18 protein-coding genes are annotated in these 20,717 nt (G+C 74.6%); 10 read left to right on the top strand and 8 right to left on the bottom strand.

Going from position 1 to position 20,717, the window contains the following annotated elements; translation table 11 throughout:
* Nucleotides 1-3: 3 nt before the first annotated feature.
* On the bottom strand, nucleotides 4-756 hold the full coding sequence (locus tag ABIB16_RS04140) for a hypothetical protein (RefSeq protein WP_228062970.1): 753 nt from the start codon (nucleotides 754-756) through the stop codon (nucleotides 4-6).
* Between the two features lie 260 nt (nucleotides 757-1,016).
* Between ABIB16_RS04140 and ABIB16_RS04135 the strand changes: the two genes are divergently transcribed.
* From ABIB16_RS04135 to ABIB16_RS04125, 3 genes are read left to right on the top strand one after another with little or no spacing between them, the layout of a single operon-like run.
* Nucleotides 1,017-1,838, top strand: a complete 822-nt coding sequence (locus tag ABIB16_RS04135) for an ABC transporter substrate-binding protein (protein ID WP_036382225.1) — start codon at nucleotides 1,017-1,019, stop codon at nucleotides 1,836-1,838.
* Entirely contained in the window at nucleotides 1,835-2,665 is an 831-nt protein-coding gene (locus ABIB16_RS04130) for an amino acid ABC transporter permease (RefSeq protein ID WP_052006995.1), read from the top strand. The genes ABIB16_RS04135 and ABIB16_RS04130 overlap by 4 nt, the downstream gene beginning before the upstream one ends.
* A gap of 1 nt (nucleotide 2,666) precedes the next feature.
* Nucleotides 2,667-3,470: an amino acid ABC transporter ATP-binding protein gene (locus tag ABIB16_RS04125; protein ID WP_036339321.1), complete on the top strand. Its 804-nt coding sequence runs from the start codon at nucleotides 2,667-2,669 to the stop codon at nucleotides 3,468-3,470.
* A gap of 89 nt (nucleotides 3,471-3,559) precedes the next feature.
* Here ABIB16_RS04125 and ABIB16_RS04120 read toward each other — a convergent pair whose 3' ends face one another.
* Nucleotides 3,560-4,153: a hypothetical protein gene (locus ABIB16_RS04120; protein ID WP_113913835.1), complete on the bottom strand. Its 594-nt coding sequence runs from the start codon at nucleotides 4,151-4,153 to the stop codon at nucleotides 3,560-3,562.
* A gap of 200 nt (nucleotides 4,154-4,353) precedes the next feature.
* Between ABIB16_RS04120 and ABIB16_RS04115 the strand changes: the two genes are divergently transcribed.
* From ABIB16_RS04115 to trmB, 3 genes are all read left to right on the top strand, one after another.
* Nucleotides 4,354-5,100, top strand: a complete 747-nt coding sequence (locus tag ABIB16_RS04115) for a DedA family protein (protein WP_036382290.1) — start codon at nucleotides 4,354-4,356, stop codon at nucleotides 5,098-5,100.
* A gap of 5 nt (nucleotides 5,101-5,105) precedes the next feature.
* Nucleotides 5,106-6,449, top strand: coding sequence for a hypothetical protein (locus ABIB16_RS04110; protein ID WP_043280891.1), 1,344 nt, complete (start codon nucleotides 5,106-5,108; stop codon nucleotides 6,447-6,449).
* 70 nt (nucleotides 6,450-6,519) lie between these two features.
* Entirely contained in the window at nucleotides 6,520-7,515 is a 996-nt protein-coding gene (trmB, locus tag ABIB16_RS04105; RefSeq protein WP_020626479.1) for a tRNA (guanosine(46)-N7)-methyltransferase TrmB, read from the top strand.
* Nucleotides 7,516-7,537: 22 nt separating this feature from the next.
* On the opposite strand, the gene ABIB16_RS04100 is transcribed toward trmB, so the two are convergent.
* The 5 genes from ABIB16_RS04100 to dnaK form a co-directional block, all read right to left on the bottom strand.
* The gene (locus ABIB16_RS04100; RefSeq protein ID WP_230259732.1) at nucleotides 7,538-8,605 is read right to left on the bottom strand and encodes an alpha/beta hydrolase; all 1,068 of its coding nucleotides are present in this window, start codon (nucleotides 8,603-8,605) and stop codon (nucleotides 7,538-7,540) included.
* Nucleotides 8,584-9,135: a heat shock protein transcriptional repressor HspR gene (locus ABIB16_RS04095; RefSeq protein ID WP_020626477.1), complete on the bottom strand. Its 552-nt coding sequence runs from the start codon at nucleotides 9,133-9,135 to the stop codon at nucleotides 8,584-8,586. Before ABIB16_RS04095 ends, ABIB16_RS04100 begins: the two co-directional genes overlap by 22 nt.
* Complete coding sequence (locus tag ABIB16_RS04090) at nucleotides 9,132-10,124, bottom strand: DnaJ C-terminal domain-containing protein (protein WP_078026125.1); 993 nt, start codon at nucleotides 10,122-10,124, stop codon at nucleotides 9,132-9,134. Before ABIB16_RS04090 ends, ABIB16_RS04095 begins: the two co-directional genes overlap by 4 nt.
* 69 nt (nucleotides 10,125-10,193) lie before the next feature.
* A complete protein-coding gene (locus ABIB16_RS04085) occupies nucleotides 10,194-10,856 on the bottom strand; it encodes a nucleotide exchange factor GrpE (RefSeq protein WP_078026124.1) in 663 nt (220 codons plus the stop codon).
* 163 nt (nucleotides 10,857-11,019) lie between these two features.
* Nucleotides 11,020-12,879, bottom strand: coding sequence for a molecular chaperone DnaK (gene dnaK, locus ABIB16_RS04080; protein WP_123244405.1), 1,860 nt, complete (start codon nucleotides 12,877-12,879; stop codon nucleotides 11,020-11,022).
* Between the two features lie 325 nt (nucleotides 12,880-13,204).
* Between dnaK and ABIB16_RS04075 the strand changes: the two genes are divergently transcribed.
* Nucleotides 13,205-13,831 carry a Dps family protein gene (locus tag ABIB16_RS04075; RefSeq protein ID WP_044658848.1) on the top strand — a complete coding sequence of 209 codons (627 nt, stop codon included), beginning with the start codon at nucleotides 13,205-13,207 and terminating at the stop codon, nucleotides 13,829-13,831.
* A gap of 76 nt (nucleotides 13,832-13,907) precedes the next feature.
* On the opposite strand, the gene ABIB16_RS04070 is transcribed toward ABIB16_RS04075, so the two are convergent.
* A complete protein-coding gene (locus ABIB16_RS04070) occupies nucleotides 13,908-16,202 on the bottom strand; it encodes an MMPL family transporter (RefSeq protein WP_354436065.1) in 2,295 nt (764 codons plus the stop codon).
* 64 nt (nucleotides 16,203-16,266) lie between these two features.
* On the opposite strand from ABIB16_RS04070, the gene ABIB16_RS04065 reads away from it, so the two are divergent.
* The 3 genes from ABIB16_RS04065 (at nucleotide 16,267) to ABIB16_RS04055 (ending at nucleotide 20,689) form a co-directional block, all read left to right on the top strand.
* Entirely contained in the window at nucleotides 16,267-16,743 is a 477-nt protein-coding gene (locus ABIB16_RS04065; protein ID WP_044658846.1) for a MarR family winged helix-turn-helix transcriptional regulator, read from the top strand.
* A complete protein-coding gene (locus tag ABIB16_RS04060; RefSeq protein ID WP_044658845.1) occupies nucleotides 16,740-17,252 on the top strand; it encodes a nucleoside/nucleotide kinase family protein in 513 nt (170 codons plus the stop codon). Before ABIB16_RS04065 ends, ABIB16_RS04060 begins: the two co-directional genes overlap by 4 nt.
* Before the next feature lie 155 nt (nucleotides 17,253-17,407).
* A complete protein-coding gene (locus ABIB16_RS04055) occupies nucleotides 17,408-20,689 on the top strand; it encodes an MMPL family transporter (RefSeq protein ID WP_061867624.1) in 3,282 nt (1,093 codons plus the stop codon).
* The last annotated feature ends 28 nt before the right edge of the window (nucleotides 20,690-20,717 follow it).

Raw genomic sequence — 20,717 nt, 5'->3', positions numbered from 1 at the left:
AGGTCAGCGCTCCCGCTTCTCGAACGCCTCGACCTGGGCACGCAGCGTCTCGGCCGCGATCTCCTCGTCGAGGCCCACCATGCCGAGGTACACGAGCTCGTCCCCGTCCGTGACGCCGCCGACGGTCATGGTGAACACGGCCGTGTCCATGCCCGAGTTCCCCAGGGCGATGTGGACCGCGTCCGGCACGCCGGGCACCTTCGTGAAGGCCGCCTCGACGCCGTCCGGGTCGCCGAACGTGCCGCACGTGTCGGCCAGCTCGCCGAAGGGCGCCAGCAGATCGGTGCCGTCGTCGGTGACCGCGACCATGCCGAACGCCCCGGCCTGGGAGCCGGCCAGGCCGGTGACGGCGTCCGGGTCCACCTCGTACTGGGCCAGCGCACCGCCGAGCCCGGGCGCCTGCTGCGTGTTGATCTGCTCGATGAGGTCCGCGCAGGCGCCCGTGGGGGTGACGCCCGTCAGGCTCAGGCTGGTGCTGATCGGCTCCCCGCCGCCGCCGGCCTGGGTCTCCATGTCCGTGAACACGCCGTCGGGCGCGGTCTCGGGGGTGAGCAGGACGTCCTCGAGCGCCTCCACGCGCTCCTCCTGCTCGGCCGTGAGGCCCGAGCCGGCCCCCGTCGGGGCGGACTCGGACGCGTCGGCCGAGGAGGACGAGGCCTCGCCGCCTCCCCCACCGCAGCCGACGAGCGCGAGGGCGCCCACGGCGAGCAGGGACAGGGGGGCAGCGGGGCGAGCGGGGGCGGCGGTGCGGAGCATGAGAGACCTCTCAGACCGGGTGACGACGATGTGACCAGCCTGACAATCTCCACAGCGCAAGGCCAGTCTTCGTCTGCCGAGGCGGGCCGCGGCAGGGCCACCGGTCGATCGGCTCGCTCCGCGGGGACGAGTCGTCTCCCGGCGCCCGCGACGGCCCCCGACGCACTACGATGACCACCAATCACGGCGGAACACGTCACTCTGCCGGCTCCCTCCGACCCGCACGCCCGTCCTCCCGACGGCGGCCCAGAAGGCACTCCATGACCCGCATCCACTCCCGCCTCCTCGGCGCCGTGGGGCTCACCGCGTCGGCGGCGCTGCTCACCGGCTGCGCCGTCCTCGGCGGCGACGCCGGATCCGCCGGCATCGTGTCCGACGACGACCTGAGCACCTCGTACGGCCTCGTCCAGCCCGGCGTCCTGACGGTCTGCTCCGACATCCCCTACCCGCCCTTCGAGTTCGAGGAGAACGGTGAGCTGACCGGCTACGACATCCAGCTGGTCGAGGCGGTGGCGGAGGAGCTGGGTCTCGGGGTGAACGTGATCGACTCCTCCTTCGAGGCCATCGAGTCGGGTGCCTCGCTCACCGGCTGCGACGTGAACGCCTCGTCGATCTCCATCACCGAGGCCCGCCAGCGCGTCATGGCCTTCACCCTCCCCTACCTCGACGACGACCTCGTCCTGGTCGCGAAGAAGGGCTCCGGCATCACCGACGTCGACTCCGCGAAGGGCCGTCGGATCGGCGTGCAGGCCGCGACCACCGGCGACGAGTACGCCCAGCAGAACGGCCTGAGCCCCGTGCAGTTCGAGGACGGCGGCATGCAGATCCAGGCCCTCCAGGCCGGCACCGTGGACGCCGCCCTGGGCAACCAGTCCGTGCTGCTCTACTCCCTCAAGGACGACGATCGCTTCGAGGTGGTCGAGTCGCTGCCCACGGGCGAGCAGCTCGGCATGGCGGTCGGCCCGCAGAAGGCGCAGCTCGGCTCCGCCGTGAACCGCGCGCTGCAGGAGCTGCGCAACGACGGCACCGTGGCCGAGCTCCAGGAGCGCTGGTTCGGTCAGGCACAGGAGGACTACCGATGAGCACGCAGGCCCCCGTCTCGCCGGCACCGGCCCTGAAGCCCGGCCGCGCGCGCCGCCGTCGTCGGCTGTCCCTGATCATCCAGGCGGCCGTCTTCGTCCTCGCCCTCGTCGTCCTGGCCGTCCTCATCGACTGGGGCGCGCTCGCCGAGAACGTCCTGAACTTCCCCGCCGTGGCCCCGATGTTCCCCAACGTGATCCTCGTGGGGCTGGGCAACACGCTGTTCTACACGGTCACCTCGTTCGTCGTCGGCCTGCTGGGCGGCATCGTGCTCGCGCTCATGCGTTTGAGCTCGTTCGGCCCGTACCGGTGGCTGGCCACCGCCTACGTGGAGTTCTTCCGCGGCGTCCCCGCGCTGCTGGTGTTCCTCGCCTTCGGCTACGGGGTGCCCTTCGCGTTCGGGGTGTCCTGGCCGATCCCCGTCGTCGTGATGGCGGCCCTGGGCATGGTCTCGGCCGCCTACATCGCCGAGACCCTGCGTGCCGGCCTGCAGGCCGTGCCCCGCGGCCAGATGGAGGCGGCCCGGTCCCTCGGCATGCCGACGTGGCGGGCCATGGTCACCATCGTGATCCCCCAGGCGTTCCGCATCGTGCTGCCGCCGCTCACCAATGAGGTCATCCTCCTGACCAAGGATTCCTCGCTGGTCTACGTGCTCGGCCTGGCCGCGCACGAGTACGAGCTCACCAAGTTCGGCCGCGACGGCATCTCCGCCCTCGACGCCGGCATGACGCCGATCCTCGTGGCCGGCCTGTTCTACCTCGTGATCACCGTGCCGCTGTCCCTGCTGGCCCGCCGGTTCGAGGCCCGTTCGACCAAGAAGGGGCACTGAGATGGCCCAGCAGAACCCCATCACCGGATCCTTCGGCGCGGTGGCCGCCGCGGACGCCGCCGGCGTGCATGTGGCCGGCCTCAACAAGTCCTTCGGCGCCAACCACGTGCTGCGCGGCATCGACCTCGAGGTCGCCCCTGGCGAGGTCGTGTGCCTGATCGGCCCGTCCGGCTCGGGCAAGTCCACCCTCCTGCGCTGCGTGAACCTGCTGGAGAAGCCCGACTCGGGCGTCGTCACGGTCGGTGAGTTCACGGTCACGGACGAGGACGTGGACCTGGACGTGCTGCGCCGCCACGTGGGCATGGTGTTCCAGCAGTTCAACCTGTTCCCGCACCTGTCCGTGCTGGAGAACTGCACCGTGGCCCAGCTCAAGGTGCTCAAGCGGGGCAAGGCCGAGGCGGCGGACATCGCCCGTCGGCAGCTGGCCCGCGTGGGCCTGGCCGAGCTCGAGGACCGCTACCCGGACCAGCTCTCCGGCGGCCAGCAGCAGCGCGTGGCGATCGCCCGTGCGCTGGCCATGGACCCGCAGCTGATGCTCTTCGACGAGCCCACCTCGGCCCTCGACCCCGAGACCGTCGGCGACGTCCTGGCGATCATGCGTCAGCTGGCCCGCGACGGCATGACCATGCTCGTGGTCACCCACGAGATGGGCTTCGCCCGTGAGGTGGCCGACCGGGTCGTGTTCATGGACGGCGGCGTCGTGGTGGAGGCCGGCCCGGCCGCCGCGGTGATCTCCGACCCCCAGCAGCCGCGCACCCAGGACTTCCTGCGCCGCGTGCTGCACCCCACCGAGATCGACCTCTGAGCCTGCCCGCCCGGTGGGCGGGCACATGCGTGAGGGGCCCCGCCCGGACCATGGTCCGGGCGGGGCCCCTCACGCGTGCGGCGGAGGCGTCAGGCCTTCTTGCGCAGCTTCTTCAGCTCGTCACGGGCCTCGCGCAGCGCGGCGACCTGCTCCTCACGGGCGGCGTGGATCGCGGCGACCTTCTCGTCCTGGGCGTCGCGGATGGCCTGCACCTTGGCGTCGCGGGCGCCCTCGATGCGGGCGGCGCGCTTCTTGGCGGCCTTGCGGCGTTTGCCGGGGCGGTTGGCCACGGAGTCGGCGGTGATGGCCAGGCCGGAGCCGACCAGGAAGATGTCCTTGGCGACGCCGGTGCCCTCCTGGGACGGACGCACACCGTCGGCCTCGGTCATCTCCGGGGTGTTCAGGTACATCGAGAACAGGCCGCCGGAGAACGCGGTCAGGGCGGAGCCGGCGAGCCAGCCCGGGACGAACGGGGCCAGCAGGGCCGAGCCCACGCCGATCTCCGTGGTCACGAGGAACTTCTTGAACTGCTCCGGCGACAGGTTGGCCAGCGCGGGCAGGCCGCGGGCGCCCATGTCGCGCAGGCCCTGGGCCTGCTCCGCGGAGATGCCGCGCTTGTTCAGGCCGGAGTTCAGGATGAACGCGCCGGAGGCCAGGCGCAGCGGAATCTGGACGATGCTCATGGAGTCTTCCTTCCAGTAGGGCCCGCGGCACGCACGTGGAGTGGGGTGTGGCGCGAACGGTCGGTGAGCGGTCTGCACCTCCGACAGTACCAACGGCAGCCCGCTCCCGCCCGCCCGGAGGCGCGGCTGTGCGCGCAGAGCGGACGACGTCGGCGCCTCCACCACGTCGCGGAGGCGGTCGATGATGGACAATGGGGCGCATGCTCCCCCTCGTCGCACCCCTGACCGTGGCCGCCGCCGCGCCCACCGACTACGGCTGGCTCGGCAACATCGTCGTGGACATCATGGAGGCGGTCGGCCCGATCGGCGTCGGCCTGGCCGTCTTCGCGGAGAACATCTTCCCGCCCATCCCGTCCGAGGTGATCCTGCCCCTGGCAGGCTTCACCGCGGCCGGCGGCGCCTTCAGCCCGCATGCCGCGCTGGTCTGGGCGACGGTCGGCTCGATCGTCGGAGCGCTGGCCCTCTACGGCCTCGGCGCGTGGCTCGGCCGCCACCGCATGTACCGCCTCGCGGACCGCATGCCGCTGGTGGACATGGAGGACGTGGCCAAGACCGAGCGCTGGTTCATCCGATACGGCTACTGGACCGTGTTCCTGGGCCGCATGGTCCCCGTGTTCCGCTCCCTGATCTCCATCCCCGCGGGCATCGAGCGGATGAACCTCGCGAAGTTCACCCTGTTCACGGCGCTGGGCTCCCTGATCTGGAACGCGATCTTCGTCTACGGCGGCTACGCGCTCGGGGAGCGGTTCCACGTCGTCTCCGAGTACGCGGACGTCTTCTCCAACATCGTCCTGGTCCTGATCCTGGCCTTCCTCGCGATCTGGGTGGTCCTGCGCCTGCGCCGTGACGCCCGCCGCCGGAACGACCCGGACTGGCGCCCGCCGACCGCGGATGAGATGGCCGCCCGCGTCGAGGCCATCCTGGAGTCCTCCGACCACCGGAAGTGAATCGCATGCACCCCGTCCTGCCCTCCCCCCGCCGTGGCCGCGCGGCCCTCGGCCTGGCCGCCGTCGCCCTGGTGGCGCTGAGCGCCTGTGCTCGCACCGAGCCGCAGCCCGAGCCTGCGCCCGCCACGACGGCGGCCTCCGCCCTGCCGTCCATGGACATGGCCCCGTTCACGGTCGAGGTCCCCTCACACGACCTCGAGCGGGTGCCGGAGGCGAGCGTCGCCGTGCTCGAGGGCGAGGACCCGGACCACCACGGGGCGTGGCTGCAGGTGTCCGGGGCGCCGGCCTGGACGGACGCCATGGCCGGGGCCGTGCGCGACCAGATCGACCAGTACCGCCGGGACACCGACCCGAGCGCGGACCCGCGCCTGGAGATCCAGCCGCAGCTCGCCGTCGTGGCCGAGGACATCGCCGCGGCCCGCCTGCTCGCCACGGAGCGGCGCGGCACGGACTCCGTGTCCACCTCGCACGTGATCTGGTACTCGGCCCGCGAGGACCGCGTGCTCGAGACCGCCGATCTCTTCACCCCCGACGGCTGGGACGCGTTCCGCGCCGAGGTGCGCCAGCGCATGGCCAACGACCCGGACGTGATCGGCTCGCGCCTGGACTCGGCGGTCGACGCCCCGGAGCAGGTGGAGAACCGTCGCGTCTGGGACGCGGTGGTCTTCCTGCCGGACGGCAGCCTGATGCTCGAGGCGGACCAGGCGTCCATGGCGCCGGCCGCCGCGGGCGTGCTGACGGTGCGGATCCCTCGGGACACGGCGACCGCCTGGCTGTCCGACCTGGGCCACGTCGCCGCGGACGCCGCCTCCGCCCCCGCCGACCTGCGTCTGCCGGACCGCTCCACCCCGACCCCCGAGGAGCAGCAGCCGGAGCCCGCCCCCGAGCCGGAGCCCGAGACGTCCTCGTGGACGGAGGAGGCCACCGGCGCACCCGTGCCGCCCCCGTCCGCGCCCGCCGACACGGCGGCCCCGACGCCCAGCGTGACCACCCCGGTGCCGAGCAGCACGGCCCCGTCCTCCTCGGCCCCCGCGCCCACCCGCTCGGCCACGCCGTCCTCCCCGTCGTCTCCCCCCACCTCGTCCTCGCCGTCGGGCACGGGATCCGGCAGTCCGACGCCGAGCACCCCCGACCCGACGCCGACCTCCGCGACGCCGACCCCGACGTCCCCGACCCCGACGTCCCCGAGCCCGTCCGGTCCGTCCACGAGCGCGTCCGGTCCGTCCACGAGCGCGCCGGCCACGGACCCTGCGCCGGACCCGACCGAGTCCGCACCCGAGCCGACCGCCACCACGGCCTCCGCGTCCGCGTCGCCCACGTCGGGGGACCGCTCCAGCAGCACCCCCTGACCCCGGCGCCGGGCGCCGTCGTCGGCCGCGGTCTGCACCGTCGACGCGCGGCCGTGGCAGGATCGGGGCGATGACTGAGCACCTGCCCCGCCCCTGCCCGGACGCACCCGGCCCCGACGCCGTGCCGCCGCCCGCCGAGCGCGTCCACGCGCACGACCACAATCGGGACAAGGACCCCGCCCTCGTCCGACGGGAGCCGGTCTCCTTCGTCCGACGTGGTGCGCGCCTGAACGCGGGGCGGCAGGCCGTGTGGGACCGCCAGGCGGAGCGGGTCCTCGTGGACGTGCCTCGCGGCCGCGGCGCCACCTCGGTGGACGGCCAGGCCCGACTGGACTGGGCGGGGGTGTTCGGGCGCGAGGCCCCCCTGCTGGTCGACATCGGCTCCGGGCTGGGCGAGTCAACGGCGCAGGCCGCCGCCGACCGGCCGGACTGGAACGTGCTCGCCGTCGAGGTCTACGTGCCCGGCCTGGCCGCGCTCATGACGCGCGTGGAGCAGCAGGGCCTGGAGAACGTCCGCGCCGTGGAGGCCAACGCCCCCGAGCTGCTGGACGCCCTGCTCACGCCCGGCTCCGTCTCCGAGGTGTGGGTGTTCTTCCCGGACCCGTGGCACAAGAAGCGGCACCACAAGCGCCGCCTGGTCTCCCCCGCCTTCGCGGACCGCGTGGCGCGGGTGCTCACCCCCGGCGGGGTGCTGCGGCTGGCGACGGACTGGTCGGGCTACGCCGTGCAGATGCGCGAGGTGCTCGAGGCGCACCCGGAGTTCGAGAACCTCTTCCCCGGGCGCGCCGCGGGCGAGGACTCCCCGCTCACGCGGGTGCGCCGCGAGGGCAGGGAGACCGAGGTGGGTGCCCAGCCGCTGCCCGCGGGATGGGAGAGCGCGGCCGAGGAGGAGCGCCCCCTGCGCGCCGGCCTGGGCGAGGCGCGGGCCGGCGCGGCGGCCGCGGACCCCGTGGACCACGACGGCGGCTGGGCGCCCCGGTTCGAGGGCCGACCGATCACGAGCTTCGAGGCGAAGTCCCAGCGGGCCGGGCGGCTCGTGTTCGACCTGGCGTACCGCCGCCGCTGAGCACGGGGCCCGACGGGGTCGCTCAGGCCGGGGCGACCGGCCCGGCCGGGTCGGCGCCGTCCGGAACGGGCGACAGCGGCAGGCCGGCGGTCACCCGCGCGGTCGCCGCGAGCGTCACGGACCCGGCGTCCCGGTAGCCCCTCGGGGCGTCCTCGGGGGCCGTCGGCGACCAGCGGGCCGTGCGGTGGCCGCGGACGGCGGCCCCCGCCAGGCCGGGCCGCGGGGCCACCGGCAGCACGGCGGCGTCCGTCCAGTCCCGACGACGGCCGACCGCGCGGCCGACCCGGGCGAGGAGATCGCCCGGGGCCAGGGCGCGGAACGTCCGCCCGGACCGCAGGCCGAGGTGCGCGGAACGGGCCGCCAGGGCGGCGGGCAGGCCGACCGTGCCCGAGACCACGAGGGCCTCGACGGGACGCTCGGCCGGCCACGGGGCCTCCGCGTCGTCGGGCTGCAGGCCCCGGTCCGCGAGCAGGCGCAGGGCGTGCGCGGCCACGAGCGAGCCGTACGAGTGGGCCTCCACGGCCCCGTGCACGGCGGTCCCGCGGGCGCGCAGGGCCGGGGCGACATCGTCGTCCTCCCCCGGCCCGTGGCGCAGGAACTCCCACCAGGCCCGCACATCCGCGGCGAGCATCGCGCCGCCGCGCCGGCCGGGGCCGTCGAGCACCACCCGCCAGGGCGTGGGTGCGGGGTAGCCGAGCCACCCGATGACGACGGGGCGGGGTGCGCCGGCGGCGCGCTGGGCGGCGGCGAGGTGGGCGGCCTCCCGGGCCGTCCCCCACAAGGCCGTCTGGGGGCGGATGCCCATGCCGGAGACGAGCCAGGTCAGGTGGGTGGCGGTCGCGGGGTCCCCCGCGGCGACCACCGCGCGCGGCCCGTCCGGGCCCTCGAGGACGTAGTCCAGCAGATGCCGGGCGGGCAGGTGCGGGTCCATGCCCTCCGGCTTGAGGGCGTGGACGATCCCGTCCAGGGCGCTCCGGGCCTGCCGGCCGAGGCCGTCGCGCCGGGCCATGTCGGCGCGCAGCCGCTCCTGCACGCGGGACCGCGCGGCTGCCCCGAACGACGCCCGGCTCAGTCCTGCTCGGACTGCCACGTGGGCACCCGTCGGAGGCCTGCGACGCCGGAGGGCAGCCTCCGCAGGCCGCTCGGGCAGGCCTCGCCCGCGGTGTCCGCCCCGGCCCGTGCCGCGGCGTGACGGCGGACGGCCATCCGGTCGGCGTAGCGGGCCGAGACGTCACCGCCGGAGCCCACGGTGAAGACGCGGGCCAGGCGGGAGGCGTGGTGGAGGCGGTCCACCTGGGCAGCCAGCTCGACCACGGTGTCCTGCAGCTGCTCGACCTCGCGCTGCAGCGCGATCACGCGGCGGATGCCCTCCAGCGAGATGCCTTCACGGCTCAGGGTCTGCACGGTCTGCAGCCGCTCGACGTCGGCGAGGGAGTAGCGGCGGTGCCGTCCGTCCTGGCGGGCGGGGACCACGAGGCCGAGCCGGTCGTACTGGCGCAGGGTCTGCGGATGCATGTCCGCCATCTCGGCGGCCACGGAGATCACGAAGACCGGGGCGTGCCGGTCGGGACCCCCCTCGCGGCCCCGGTCCGCACGGGCGGCGCCGTCGCGGGCGCTCACCAGGCTGCCTTCCGGGCCAGCTCCCGCCGCGGATCGTCGCCGGCAGTGGCGGACTGCAGGGCCTCGACGGCGGCGCGGGCGTCGTCGTTGAGCGTGGTGGGCACGGTGACGCGCAGCTCCACGAGCAGGTCACCCGTCGTCTTCCCGCGCTCGACACCGCGGCCCTTCAGGCGCAGCACGCGGCCACACTGGGAGCCCGCCGGCACCTTCACCTTCACGGGGCGCTCCAGCGTCGGCACCTCGATCGTGGCGCCGAGGGCGGCCTCGGGGAAGGTGATCGGCACGGTGATCCGCAGGTCGTCCCCGTCCCGGCGGAAGAACTCGTGCTCGCGCACGTGCACGGTGACCAGCAGGTCGCCGCGGCCGGCCGGGCCGGGCGAGCCCTTGCCGCGGGCACGGACCTTCTGGCCGTCGCGGATGCCCTTCGGGATCTTCACCTCGATCGTCTCGCCGTCCGGGCCGCGCAGGGACACCGTGGTGCCCTGGATCGAGCCGCGGAAGGAGATCGTGGTGGTGGCGGTGCGGTCCGCGCCCTTCGTGGGGCGCGGCCGTGCGTAGCCGGCGTCGCCGAAGCCGCCGGGGCCGAAGCCGCCGGGCTGGCCGGCGGCGCCACTGAACATCCCGCTGAACAGGTCGGACAGGTCGGGCTCGGACTGCGTGGCGCGGGGGCCGCCCCCGCCGCCGAACATGCCGCCGAAGACGTCCTCGAAGCCTCCGCCGCCGGCACCGCCCGGGGCGGAGAACCGGGCCCCGCCGCCCATCGCGCGGATCGCGTCGTATTCCTGCCGCTCCTGGGGGTCGCTCAGGACGGCGTACGCCTCCGAGATCTCCTTGAACTTCTTCTCGGCCGCCTCGTCCCCGGGGTTCTGGTCCGGGTGGTACATGCGGGCGAGCTTGCGGTAGGCCTTCTTCACGTCCGCGTCGGAGGCGTCCTTGGACACCCCCAGGGTCGCGTAGAAGTCCTTGTCCATCCAATCCTGCGAGGCCATGGTGCCTCCTCTCGTGTGCATCGGTCAGGGGGGTCGGCCGGCGGCGGGGTGGGCCGCCGGCCGACGGGGTCACTCGTCTCCGGCGGAGACCATCACCTGGGCGGCGCGCAGCACGCGGCCGTCCCGGACGTAGCCGTTGCGGAAGACCTGGACCACGTGGTCCGCGGGCACCTCCGCGTGCGGCTGGCGCATCACGGCCTCGTGCACGGCCGGGTCGAACTCGACGCCGGCCAGCGCCTCCTGGTCATGGCGCTCGAGGCCCAGGCCGGCCAGGGCGGTGTCGAGCTTGGTCGCGATGGCGGCGAACGGACCGTCCGTCAGGTCGCCGGCGGCGCGGGCGGCGTCGATGTCGTCGAGCACCGGCAGCAGCGCGGTGACGGCCTTGAGCACGCCGGCGTCCCTGGCCAGGTCGCGGTCGCGGTCCACGCGGCGCTTGTAGTTCACATACTCGGCCTGCAGCCGGCGCAGGTCGGCCTCGAGCTCGGCCTCGCGGTCCGAGGCCTCGGGCTGCGGCGCCTCGGTCCCGGCCTGCGCGCCGGCCTCGTCGAGGATGCGCTCGGCCTGGGCGAGGGCGTCGCCGTCCTCGGCCTGCTCTGCCGCGCTCTCCGCCGAGACCCGGGGCTCACCGGTCTCGGGGTCGATGCGGCGACGGTCGTTGAACACGATGGGCTCCTCCTCGGAGCCACGCTCGGCGTCGGAGGAGCCGTGCGGACGCTGCTGGTCGGCGCTCATGGTGTGTCCTTTCGAAGCTGGGTGGGCGCGGCGGGTCCGCCGCGCGGGGGGTGGTGCGGGAAGGCCGGCGGGCCGGCCCGGCAGGGGCGCTGCCGGGCCGGCCCGCCGGCGTCGTGGGTCTCGGGACGGGGCGGGCGTGGACGCCCGCCCCGGCCCCGGGGTGTCAGGCCTTCTTCTCGTCGTCCTCGTCGACCACCTCGGCGTCGACGATGTCCTCGTCGTCGCCCTGCGGGGCGGCGGACTCGGCGCCGGCGTCGGCCGACTCCGCGCCCTGCTGGGCGTAGAGGGCCTCGCCGATCTTGACCTGGGAGGCCTGGAGCTTCTCGAACGCGGCGGCGACCTCGTCGTCGTTGTCCTGCTTCTCCAGGGCGGCCTTCAGGGCGTCGACGTCGGCCTGCACCTCGGTCTTGACGTCCTCGGGCAGCTTGTCCGCGTTGTCCTGCAGGAGCTTGTCCACGGAGTACGCGGACTGCTCCGCCTGGTTGCGGCGGTCGGCGGCCTCGCGGCGCTTCCTGTCCTCGTCCGCGTGGGCCTCGGCGTCCTTGACCATGCGGTCGATGTCCTCCTTGGACAGCGAGGAGCCGCCCGTGATGGTCATCGACTGCTCGGTGCCGGTGCCCTTGTCCTTCGCGGAGACGTGCACGATGCCGTTCGCGTCGATGTCGAAGGTGACCTCGATCTGGGGCATGCCGCGCGGGGCCGGGGCGATGCCGGTCAGCTCGAAGGTGCCCAGCGCCTTGTTGTCCCGGGTGAACTCGCGCTCGCCCTGGAAGACCTGGATGGACACGGAGGGCTGGTTGTCCTCGGCCGTGGTGAACGTCTCGGAGCGCTTGGTCGGGATGGCCGTGTTGCGCTCGATGAGCTTGGCCATCACGCCGCCCTTGGTCTCGATGCCCAGCGACAGCGGGGTCACGTCGATCAGGAGCACGTCCTTGCGCTCGCCGGCGAGCACGCCGGCCTGCACCGCGGCGCCGATGGCGACGACCTCGTCCGGGTTCACGCCCTTGTTGGGCTCCTTGCCGCCGGTCAGCTCCTTCACCAGGTCGGAGACGGCGGGCATGCGGGTGGAGCCGCCGACGAGGATCACGTGGTCGATGTCGGAGACCTTGACGCCGGCCTCCTTGATGACGTCCTCGAACGGCTTGCGGGTGCGCTCGAGCAGGTCCTTGGTGAGGTCCTGGAACTTGGCGCGGGAGAGGTGCTCGTCCAGGTGCACCGGGCCCTCGGGGGTCACGGACAGGTACTGCAGCGAGATGTTGGTGGAGGTGGCCGAGGAGAGCTCCTTCTTGGCCTGCTCCGCTGCCTCCTTCAGACGCTGCAGGGCGATCTTGTCCTTGGACAGGTCCGCGCCCTTGGACTTGGCCTGCTGGAGCAGCCAGTCCACGATCCGCTGGTCCCAGTCGTCGCCGCCGAGGCGGTTGTCGCCGGCGGTGGCGCGCACCTGGATGGTGGCGAAGTCGTCCTCGTCCTTGGCGACCTCGAGCAGGGACACGTCGAAGGTGCCGCCGCCCAGGTCGAAGACCAGGATGAGCTCGTCCTCCTTGCCCTTCTCCAGGCCGTAGGCCAGGGCGGCCGCGGTGGGCTCGTTGATGATACGGGTGACGTTCAGGCCCGCGATCTCGCCGGCCTCCTTGGTGGCCTGGCGCTCGGCGTCGTTGAAGTAGGCGGGCACGGTGATCACCGCGTCGGTGACCTTCTCACCCAGGTACTCCTCGGCGTCGTGCTTGAGCTTCATCAGCGTGCGGGCCGAGATCTCCTGCGGGGTGTACTTCTTGCCGTCCACCTCGGCGGTCCAGTCGGTGCCCATGTGGCGCTTGACGGACGCGAAGGTGCGCTCGGGGTTGTTGACGGCCTGGCGCTTGGCGACCTCGCCGACCAGGACGTCCCCGCCCTTGGAGAACGCGACGACGGACGGGGTGGTGCGGGCGCCCTCGGCGTTCGCGATGACGACCGGGTCGCCACCCTCGAGGGCGGCGACGACGGAGTTGGTGGTGCCGAGGTCGATGCCGACTGCACGGGACATGATGGGGTCCTTCCTGTCTGACGGTGAAGCGGGGGCCGGACCGGCGGGCCGGGGCACCGGCGCCGCAGGGACTTGAGCCTTCATGACTCAGGTTGCCACCGGGGCGGTGGACTGTCAAGTGAACCTGAGTCGACTTCACTCACTTCTGCTTCTGCGAGGGTCAACGCGGGCCGTCCACGATCCATTCCCGAGGCCCCGGATTCGTCTGCGCTCCGTTCCGGTGCAGGCGCCCGGCCCTGGAAGCGCGGGGGTCTCGCGCGGTTGGATGGCGGATCACGGGGCGTCGCCGACGGCGCGCCCGTCCCGACGGAGAAGGAGCGCCACCATGGCCGAGAAGAACGCCGCCGAGTACACCGTCCCGGGCCTGTCCCTGAGCACGGGCCGCCGCACCGCCGAGATCCTCCAGGGCCGCCTGCACGCCCTCAACGACCTGCAGCTCACCCTGAAGCACGCCCACTGGAACGTGGTGGGCCCCGGCTTCATCGGCGTGCACGAGATGCTCGACCCCCAGATCGAGCTGGTCCGCGGCATGGTCGACGTCGTCGCGGAGCGCATCGCCACCCTGGGCGTCTCCCCCGCGGGCACCCCGGGCGCGCTCGTGGCCGCCCGCACGTGGGACGACTACACGCTGGGCCGCGCGTCGACCCTGGAGCACCTGGCCGCCCTGGACCTCGTCTACGACGGCGTCGTGACGGACCACCGCGCCGCGATCGACGCCACCGAGGACCTCGACCCGGTCACGCAGGACATCCTCATCGACCAGGTGGCCCAGCTCGAGCTGTTCCAGTGGTTCATGCGCTCGTTCCTGACCACCGACGACGGCCGGCTGAGCAGCGCAGGCACCACCACCGAGGCCGCCGCCGCGGGCCGCGTGAAGGGCGCCCAGTCCGCGCCCGCCCCGAAGGCCGGGCGCACGAAGAAGTCGGACGCGAAGAAGGCCAAGAAGAAGTGACCGCGCGCCCCTGAGGCGCCCGTGCACCGGAGGGGCCCGACCGCACTGACGGTCGGGCCCCTCCCTCCTGCGCGGTTCAGTCGACCTTCGCCGGCCACCACACCTTCGGGCCGATGTCCCGCACGAGCGCCGGGATCAGCAGGGAGCGCACGATCAGCGTGTCCAGCAGCACGCCGAAGGCCACGATGAACGCCAACTGCACCATGAACATCAGCGGGATCACCGCGAGCGCGGCGAAGGTGGCCGCCAGCACGACGCCGGCCGAGGTGATGACCCCGCCCGTGACGGTGAGGGCGCGCAGCACGCCCGCCCGCGTGCCGTGCCGCGGGGTCTCCTCCCGCGCCCGGGTCATCAGGAAGATCGTGTAGTCGATCCCGAGCGCCACGAGGAAGACGAAGCCGTACAGCGGCACGGTGGGGTCGGCGTCCTCGAAGCCGAACACGTGCCGGAACACGAGGGCCGAGACGCCCAGGGCCGCACCGAAGCTGACCACGGTGGCCGCCACGAGCAGCACGGGCGCCAGGAGCGAGCGCAGCAGCACCGCGAGGATGACCAGCAGCATCGCGAGGATCAGCGGGATGACGACCCGCAGGTCGCGCTGCGTGGTGACGTTCGTGTCCAACGCCTGGGCCGCCGGGCCGCCCACGAGGATCTCGCCCGAGGTGGGGAGATCCGCGAGCCGGTCGCGCAGGCGGGCCACGGTCTGCTGCGCGGCGAGGGACTCGCCCGGGTCCGCCAGGGTGGCCGAGACCAGCACGCGGCCGTCCACCACGCGAGGCTGCGGCTCCGGCGCGGACGCGGCGCCCGTCCCGCCCTCCGCCTCGAGCGCGCTCGGGGGCGGGACCGCGGCGGTCCCGGGGGCGTCCGCGGTGACCTCCGCCTCGGCCACGCCGGGGTCCTCCGCGACGGCGGCGAGCACCGCCTCGGCGTCCCCGGCCGGCGCGAGGATCTGGGCGGGAGCGCCCGCGCCGGCGTCGAAGTGCTCGCTCAGCAGGGCCTGGGCCTGCCGGGCGTCGGAGTCGCCGAGCAGCACGTCCTCCTGGGCGACGCCGTCCGCGCGCAGCTGCAGCAGGCCGCCGCAGAGGGCGAGGAGCCCGACTGTCGTGGCGACCCAGACGGGGCGGGGCCGGCGCGCGACAACGGTGCCCACCCGCGTCCACACCCCGTGGTCCTCCTCGAGGCCGGCGATGGGCCGGCCCGCGCCGTCGCGCGGCGGGGTGAAGGCCCGGCCCCGGGCGGCGCGGCGCTCCGTGCGACGGCGCGCGCGCTCGGGGGACGGGATCGTGGGCCAGAAGGCGGCACGCCCGGTCAGCCGCAGCAGCGCCGGCAGCAGGGTCAGGGCGGCGAGCCACGCGAAGGCCACACCCGTGGCGGCCACGGGGCCGAGGGAGCGCGTCGAGTTGAGGTCCGAGGCCATCAGGATCAGCAGGGCGAGGGCCACGGTGGAGGCGGACGCGGTGATCGCGCCGAAGGACCCGCGCACGGCGGCCCGCAGCGCCTCCCCGACCTCCGCGCGGACCAGCAGCTCCTCGCGGTGCCGGGCCACGAGCAGGAGGCAGTAGTCCGTGGCCGCGCCGATCACGAGGATCGAGAGGATGCCCTGGGCCTGGCCGTTGAGCTGGATCCAGCCCGCCAGGGCCATCCCGTAGACGGCCACGATCGCGCCGCAGAGCGCGGCCACGGCCGTCAGGAGCACGAGGACCGGCAGCAGGACGGAGCGGTAGACCGCCACGAGGATCACGAACACCACCGCGAGCGCCACGAGCAGCAGCAGCCCGTCGATCCCCGCGAACGCGCCGCCCAGCTCCGCGACCAGGCCCGCCGGACCGCCCACGTGCCACTCGGTGTCCGCGGCCACGGTCCCGGCGAGGGCGGGGGCGGCGGCCGCCGGGTCCGCCACGACCTCCCGCAGGTCGGCCACCACGTCGGCCACGGGTCGCTCAGCCCCGGCCGAGGAGTCGACGAAGGCCAGGAACTGCACCGCCGCACCGTCTTCGGAGGGGATCGGACCGGCGACGTCGACCACGCCCGGCACCTCGCCCAACAGGCCCGCGAGGTCCGCGAGCGCGGGGAAGGCGGCCGCGGGGTCCGCGGTGCTCGCCGGGCCCACGACGACGGCGGGCACGGCCTCACCGTCCTGGAACGCCGCCGCCTCCTCCCCCGCGCGGGTGGACTCGGCCGACGCCGGCAGGAAGGTGGCCTGGTCGTTCGAGGAGACGTCGCCGATCGCGCCGAACACGGGGCCGCCCAGGCCGAGCACGGCGAACCAGACCACGGCGAGCGCCGCGGCCAGGCCCAGCCGCAGCCCCCGAGGGGGACGCCCCGGCGCGGCGGGGGTGCGGAAGGCGGACAGGTCGGGCGCGGTGGGCATGCCCCCGAGCGTAGGGGATGGTTCGATGATCAAACAACCATGGGGGCTGGCTAGACTCCCGGCCATGACCACGCAGCCCCCCTCCGCCCCCGCGGAGCATCTCGCCGTGGTCCACGCGCTGCGCGTCTTCAGCGAGAGCGCGGAGCACGCCGTCGACGAGGCCGGCCGCGGCGTCGGCCTGCATCGCACGGACCTCAGAGCCCTCGCGTACCTGATGGCCCGCGCGGCGGCCGGTGAGCCCGTCACCGCCTCGGACCTCGGCGCCCACCTGCACCTCACCCGGGCCTCGGCCACCGCCCTCGTGGACCGCCTGGCCGCCGCGGGCCACGTCCGCCGCCGCCGGGACGAGGGCGACCGGCGGCGCGTGCTGGTGGAGCACACGGACACGGCCCGCCGCGACGGGCAGCGCGCGTTCCAACCGATGTCCCAGCGGCTGAGCGCCGCCCTCGAGGGGTTCTCCGTCGCGGAGCTGCGGGCCGCGGTGCGGGTGCTCGAGGCGGCCACCGCCGCGCTGACGGACCCCACCCCGGAGGACCCGTGACCCGACCGGCGCTCATCGGCCTGGACGGCCGCTCGGGGTCGGGCAAGACCGTCCTCGCCGCCGCGCTCGCGGCCCGGATCGCGCCGTTCGCGCGCGTCGAGGTGATCGAGATCGAGTCCATGTACCAGGGCTGGGACGGGCTGGCCGCCGCGGTGGGCGACGACGGCCCCTACCCGGCCGTCGTGCGCGCGCTGCGGGAGCGGGGCACGGCGACCTGGACCACGTGGGACTGGCACCGCGCCGCCCCCGGTCCGCCGCGGCGGACCGCGCCGGCCGACGTCGTGGTGTGCGAGGGCGTGGGTGCGCTCAGCACCGCCGCCCGACCGCTGCTCGACCTGGCGGTGTGGCTCGAGCTCGAGACCCCCGCGCGGCGCACGCGGGCGCTGGCCCGGGACGGTGAGACCTTCGCCCCGCACTGGGACCGCTGGGCCGCACAGGAGGAGGACTACCTGGCCCGGCACGCCCCGCGCGCCGCGGCGGACCTGGTCCTGCGCCTGCCCTCCGCCTGACGGGGGCGCCGCCCGGGGTCGGGGCGTCGGGGGTCTGCGTGCGGGCCGGCCGGGCGCCGGGACCGGAGCGGTACGCTCCGCTTAGGTGTAGCATCGGAGGCGGCGTGCCGCGTCCGGCCGCGTCCCACCCCAGCGCAAGGAGACCTCCCCTTCCCATGGCGACACTGCTCTACCGTCTCGGCCTCGGCGCCGCCCGCCGCCCCCTCCTCGTGATCCTCGCCTGGGTGCTCGCCCTGGCCCTCGCCGTCGGCGGGTTCCTCGCCTTCGGCGGCACGCTCTCCTCCACCGTCACCATCCCCGGCACGCCCACCGCCCAGGTCACGGACCGCCTCAAGGAGGAGTTCCCGGAGGCCTCCCGCGGTAGGGGCCAGGTCGTGTTCACCACCGAGGACGGCTCCCCCCTGACCGACGCCCAGCGCGAGCAGATCACCGCCCTGCTGGACGACGTCGCCGAGCAGCCGGCCGTGGAGGGCGTCGTGGACCCGTTCGAGGCCCAGGCCCAGCGGGACGACGCCCGCACCCGGCTCGACGAGGGCCGCGCCGAGCTGGCCGACGGCGAGCAGCGCCTCGCGGACGGACGCCAGGAGATCGAGGACGGCCGGGCCGAGCTCGAGCGGCGCACGGCCGAGGCCGACGCGGGCGAGCAGCGCCTCGCCGAGGCCGCCGCCCAGCTGGACGAGGGGCAGGCCGCGCTCGACGCCGCGCGCGCCGACCTCGAGGAGCGTGGCCTGGAGGCCCTGCCGGCCGACGCCCTGGCCCCGCTCCGGGAGGCCGAGCAGAAGGTGGCCGACGGCCAGGAGCAACTCGACGCCGGCCGCGCCGAGCTCGAGGAGCAGGCGGAGCGTCTCGAGGCCGGCCAGGCCGAGATCGACGCACAGCGGCAGGAGCTCGAGGCCGGGCAGGCCGAGCTCGGCGACCGGTGGACCGAGCTCGAGGCCGGGCAGGCCGAGCTCGACGCCCAGGCCGAGCAGCTGGCCGCGGGCCGCGCCGAGCTCGAGCAGGCCCGGGACGCCGCGCTGGCCGAGGCCGAGGCCGCCGGCATCCCGGCGGAGCAGGTCGCCGCGCAGTTCGCCGACCAGGAGGCGCAGCTCGCCGCCGGCGAGGCACAGCTGGCGGCCGGTCAGGACCAGGCCGACGCCGCCCGCGCGCAGCTGGAGGCCGCCCAGGCCGAGGCCGACGCGGGCGCCGAACAGCTCGCGGCCGCCCAGGCGGAGGCCGACGACGGCGCCGCCCGACTCGCCGCCGGCCGGCAGCAGCTGCAGGAGTCCGAGGCCGAGCTCGAGGCCGGCCGCGAGCAGGTGGCCGCGGGACGGCAGCAGGCCCTGGACGCGGCCGAGGCCGAGCTCGACGCGCAGCAGCAGAAGATCGACGAGGGCCGGGCCGAGTACGAGCGCGGCGTCGCCGAGCTCGAGGACGGCCGGGCCCAGCTGGCCGCCGGCGCGGAGCGCCTGGACCAGGCCGAGGCCGACCTCGCCGACGGCCGCGCCGAGCTGGACGACGGCCGCGTCGAGGCCGAGCGCGGCGAGCGCACCCTGGCCCTCGCGGAGGACTTCCGCACCGTGTCCGAGGACGGCAGCACCGCCGTCGGGATCGTCACCTTCACCACGCCGACCCCGGACGTCACCGCCGAGGACAAGGAGGCGGTCACCGGCGCCCTCACCGGCGCGGACATCGACGGCGTCGCCGTGCATCCCTCCCAGGAGCTCAACGCCACCGTGTCCTCCCTGCTCGGCCCGGGCGAGGTCGTGGGCCTCGTGGTCGCCGCGATCGTGCTGGTGGTCATGCTCGGCACCCTCGTGGGCGCGGGTCTGCCGCTGGTCAACGCGCTGGTGGGCGTGGGCGTGGGCGCCGCCGGGGCGCTCGCGTTCTCCTCCGCCGTGGAGATGATCTCCGTGACCCCGGTGCTCGGGGTGATGCTGGGCCTGGCCGTGGGCATCGACTACGCGCTGTTCATCGTCAACCGGCACCGCCAGGAGCTGCGTCGCGGCACGGGCCTGCACGAGTCGATCGCGCTGGCCAACGGCACCTCCGGCAACGCCGTGGTGTTTGCCGGCATCACCGTGATCGTCGCCCTCGTGGGCCTGAACGTCACCGGCATCCCGTTCCTGGGCCTGATGGGCACCGTGGGCGCGGTCTGCGTGGCCGTGGCCGTGCTGGTGGCCGTCACCCTGACCCCGGCCCTGCTCTCCCTGGCCGGGATGCGGATCCTCTCGAAGAAGGAGCGGGCCCGCCTCGCCGACGAGGGTCCCGCCTCCGTCGCCGAGGGCTCCGCCGCCGTGCGCCGCGCCGGGCGCCGCTCGACCATGTCCACCCCGGCCGCGATCGCCTCGGCCCTGGCGGCCGTCGCCCTGCTGGTGCTCGTGGCCCTGCCGGTCGGCTCGATGCGCCTGGGCCTGCCGGACGGCGGGTCCGAGCCGGAGGGCTCCGACTCGCAGGTTGCGTACGAGCTCACCGCCGAGAAGTTCGGCGAGGGCTACAACGGCCCGCTCGTGGTGACCGTGGACCTGCCCGCCGGCCTGGACGAGGACGCGGCCGAGGACGCCCGCCTGGCGGTGGGCGAGCAGCTCGCCGGCCTCGAGCACGCGCACGCCGTGGTGCCCGCGGGCTTCAACGAGGACCGCACCGTCACCATGTTCCAGGTGCTGCCCGAGGAGGGCCCGAACGCCGTCTCCACCGAGGAGCTGGTGCGCGACCTGCGCGCCACCGAGCCGGCCGGCGAGGCCTCCAACCTCGGCGTGGCCGGCATGACCAGCGGGTTCATCGACGTCTCGGAGAAGCTCTCCGACGCCCTGCCCCTCTACCTGGGCGTGGTGGTGGGCCTGTCCCTGCTGATCATGGTGCTGGTGTTCCGCTCGATCCTGGTGCCGCTGATCGCCACCGGCGGGTTCGTGCTCTCCATGTTCGCCGCCATGGGCGGCGTGGTGGCCATCTACCAGTGGGGCTGGCTCGGCTCGGTGTTCGGGGTCCACAACCCCGGCCCCGTGCTCAGCTTCCTGCCGACCATCATGATCGGCGTGCTGTTCGGCCTGGCCATGGACTACCAGCTGTTCATCGCCTCCGGCATGCGCGAGGCCTACGCCCACGGCCTGCCCGCCCGCCAGGCCGTGCTGACCGGCCTGCGCTCGGGCCGGGCCGTCGTGATCGCCGCGGCGATCATCATGATCTCCGTGTTCGGCGGGTTCATCTTCGCCCACGACGCGATGATCCGCCCGATGGGCTTCGGCCTGGCCTTCGGCGTGCTGCTGGACGCGTTCGTGGTGCGCCTGCTCCTGATGCCGGCGCTGATGCACCTGCTCGGCGAGAAGGCGTGGTGGCTGCCGCGCTGGCTCGACCGGATCATGCCGGACGTGGACGTGGAGGGCGCCCAGCTCGAGCGCGCCCACGCCCCGGCGCAGCCCTCCGTCCCCGCCCCGGACGGCGGCGCCCACCGGGCCTGACCGCCCCCGACTGATGCCCGCCCCCGGC

The sequence above is a fragment of the Micrococcus sp. UYEF5 genome (genome assembly GCF_040546065.1).
Classification (GTDB): Bacteria; Actinomycetota; Actinomycetes; order Actinomycetales; family Micrococcaceae; genus Micrococcus; species Micrococcus luteus.
The sequence above is the reverse complement of the archived record's forward strand: the minus strand, read 5'-3'. Positions and strand labels throughout refer to the sequence as shown.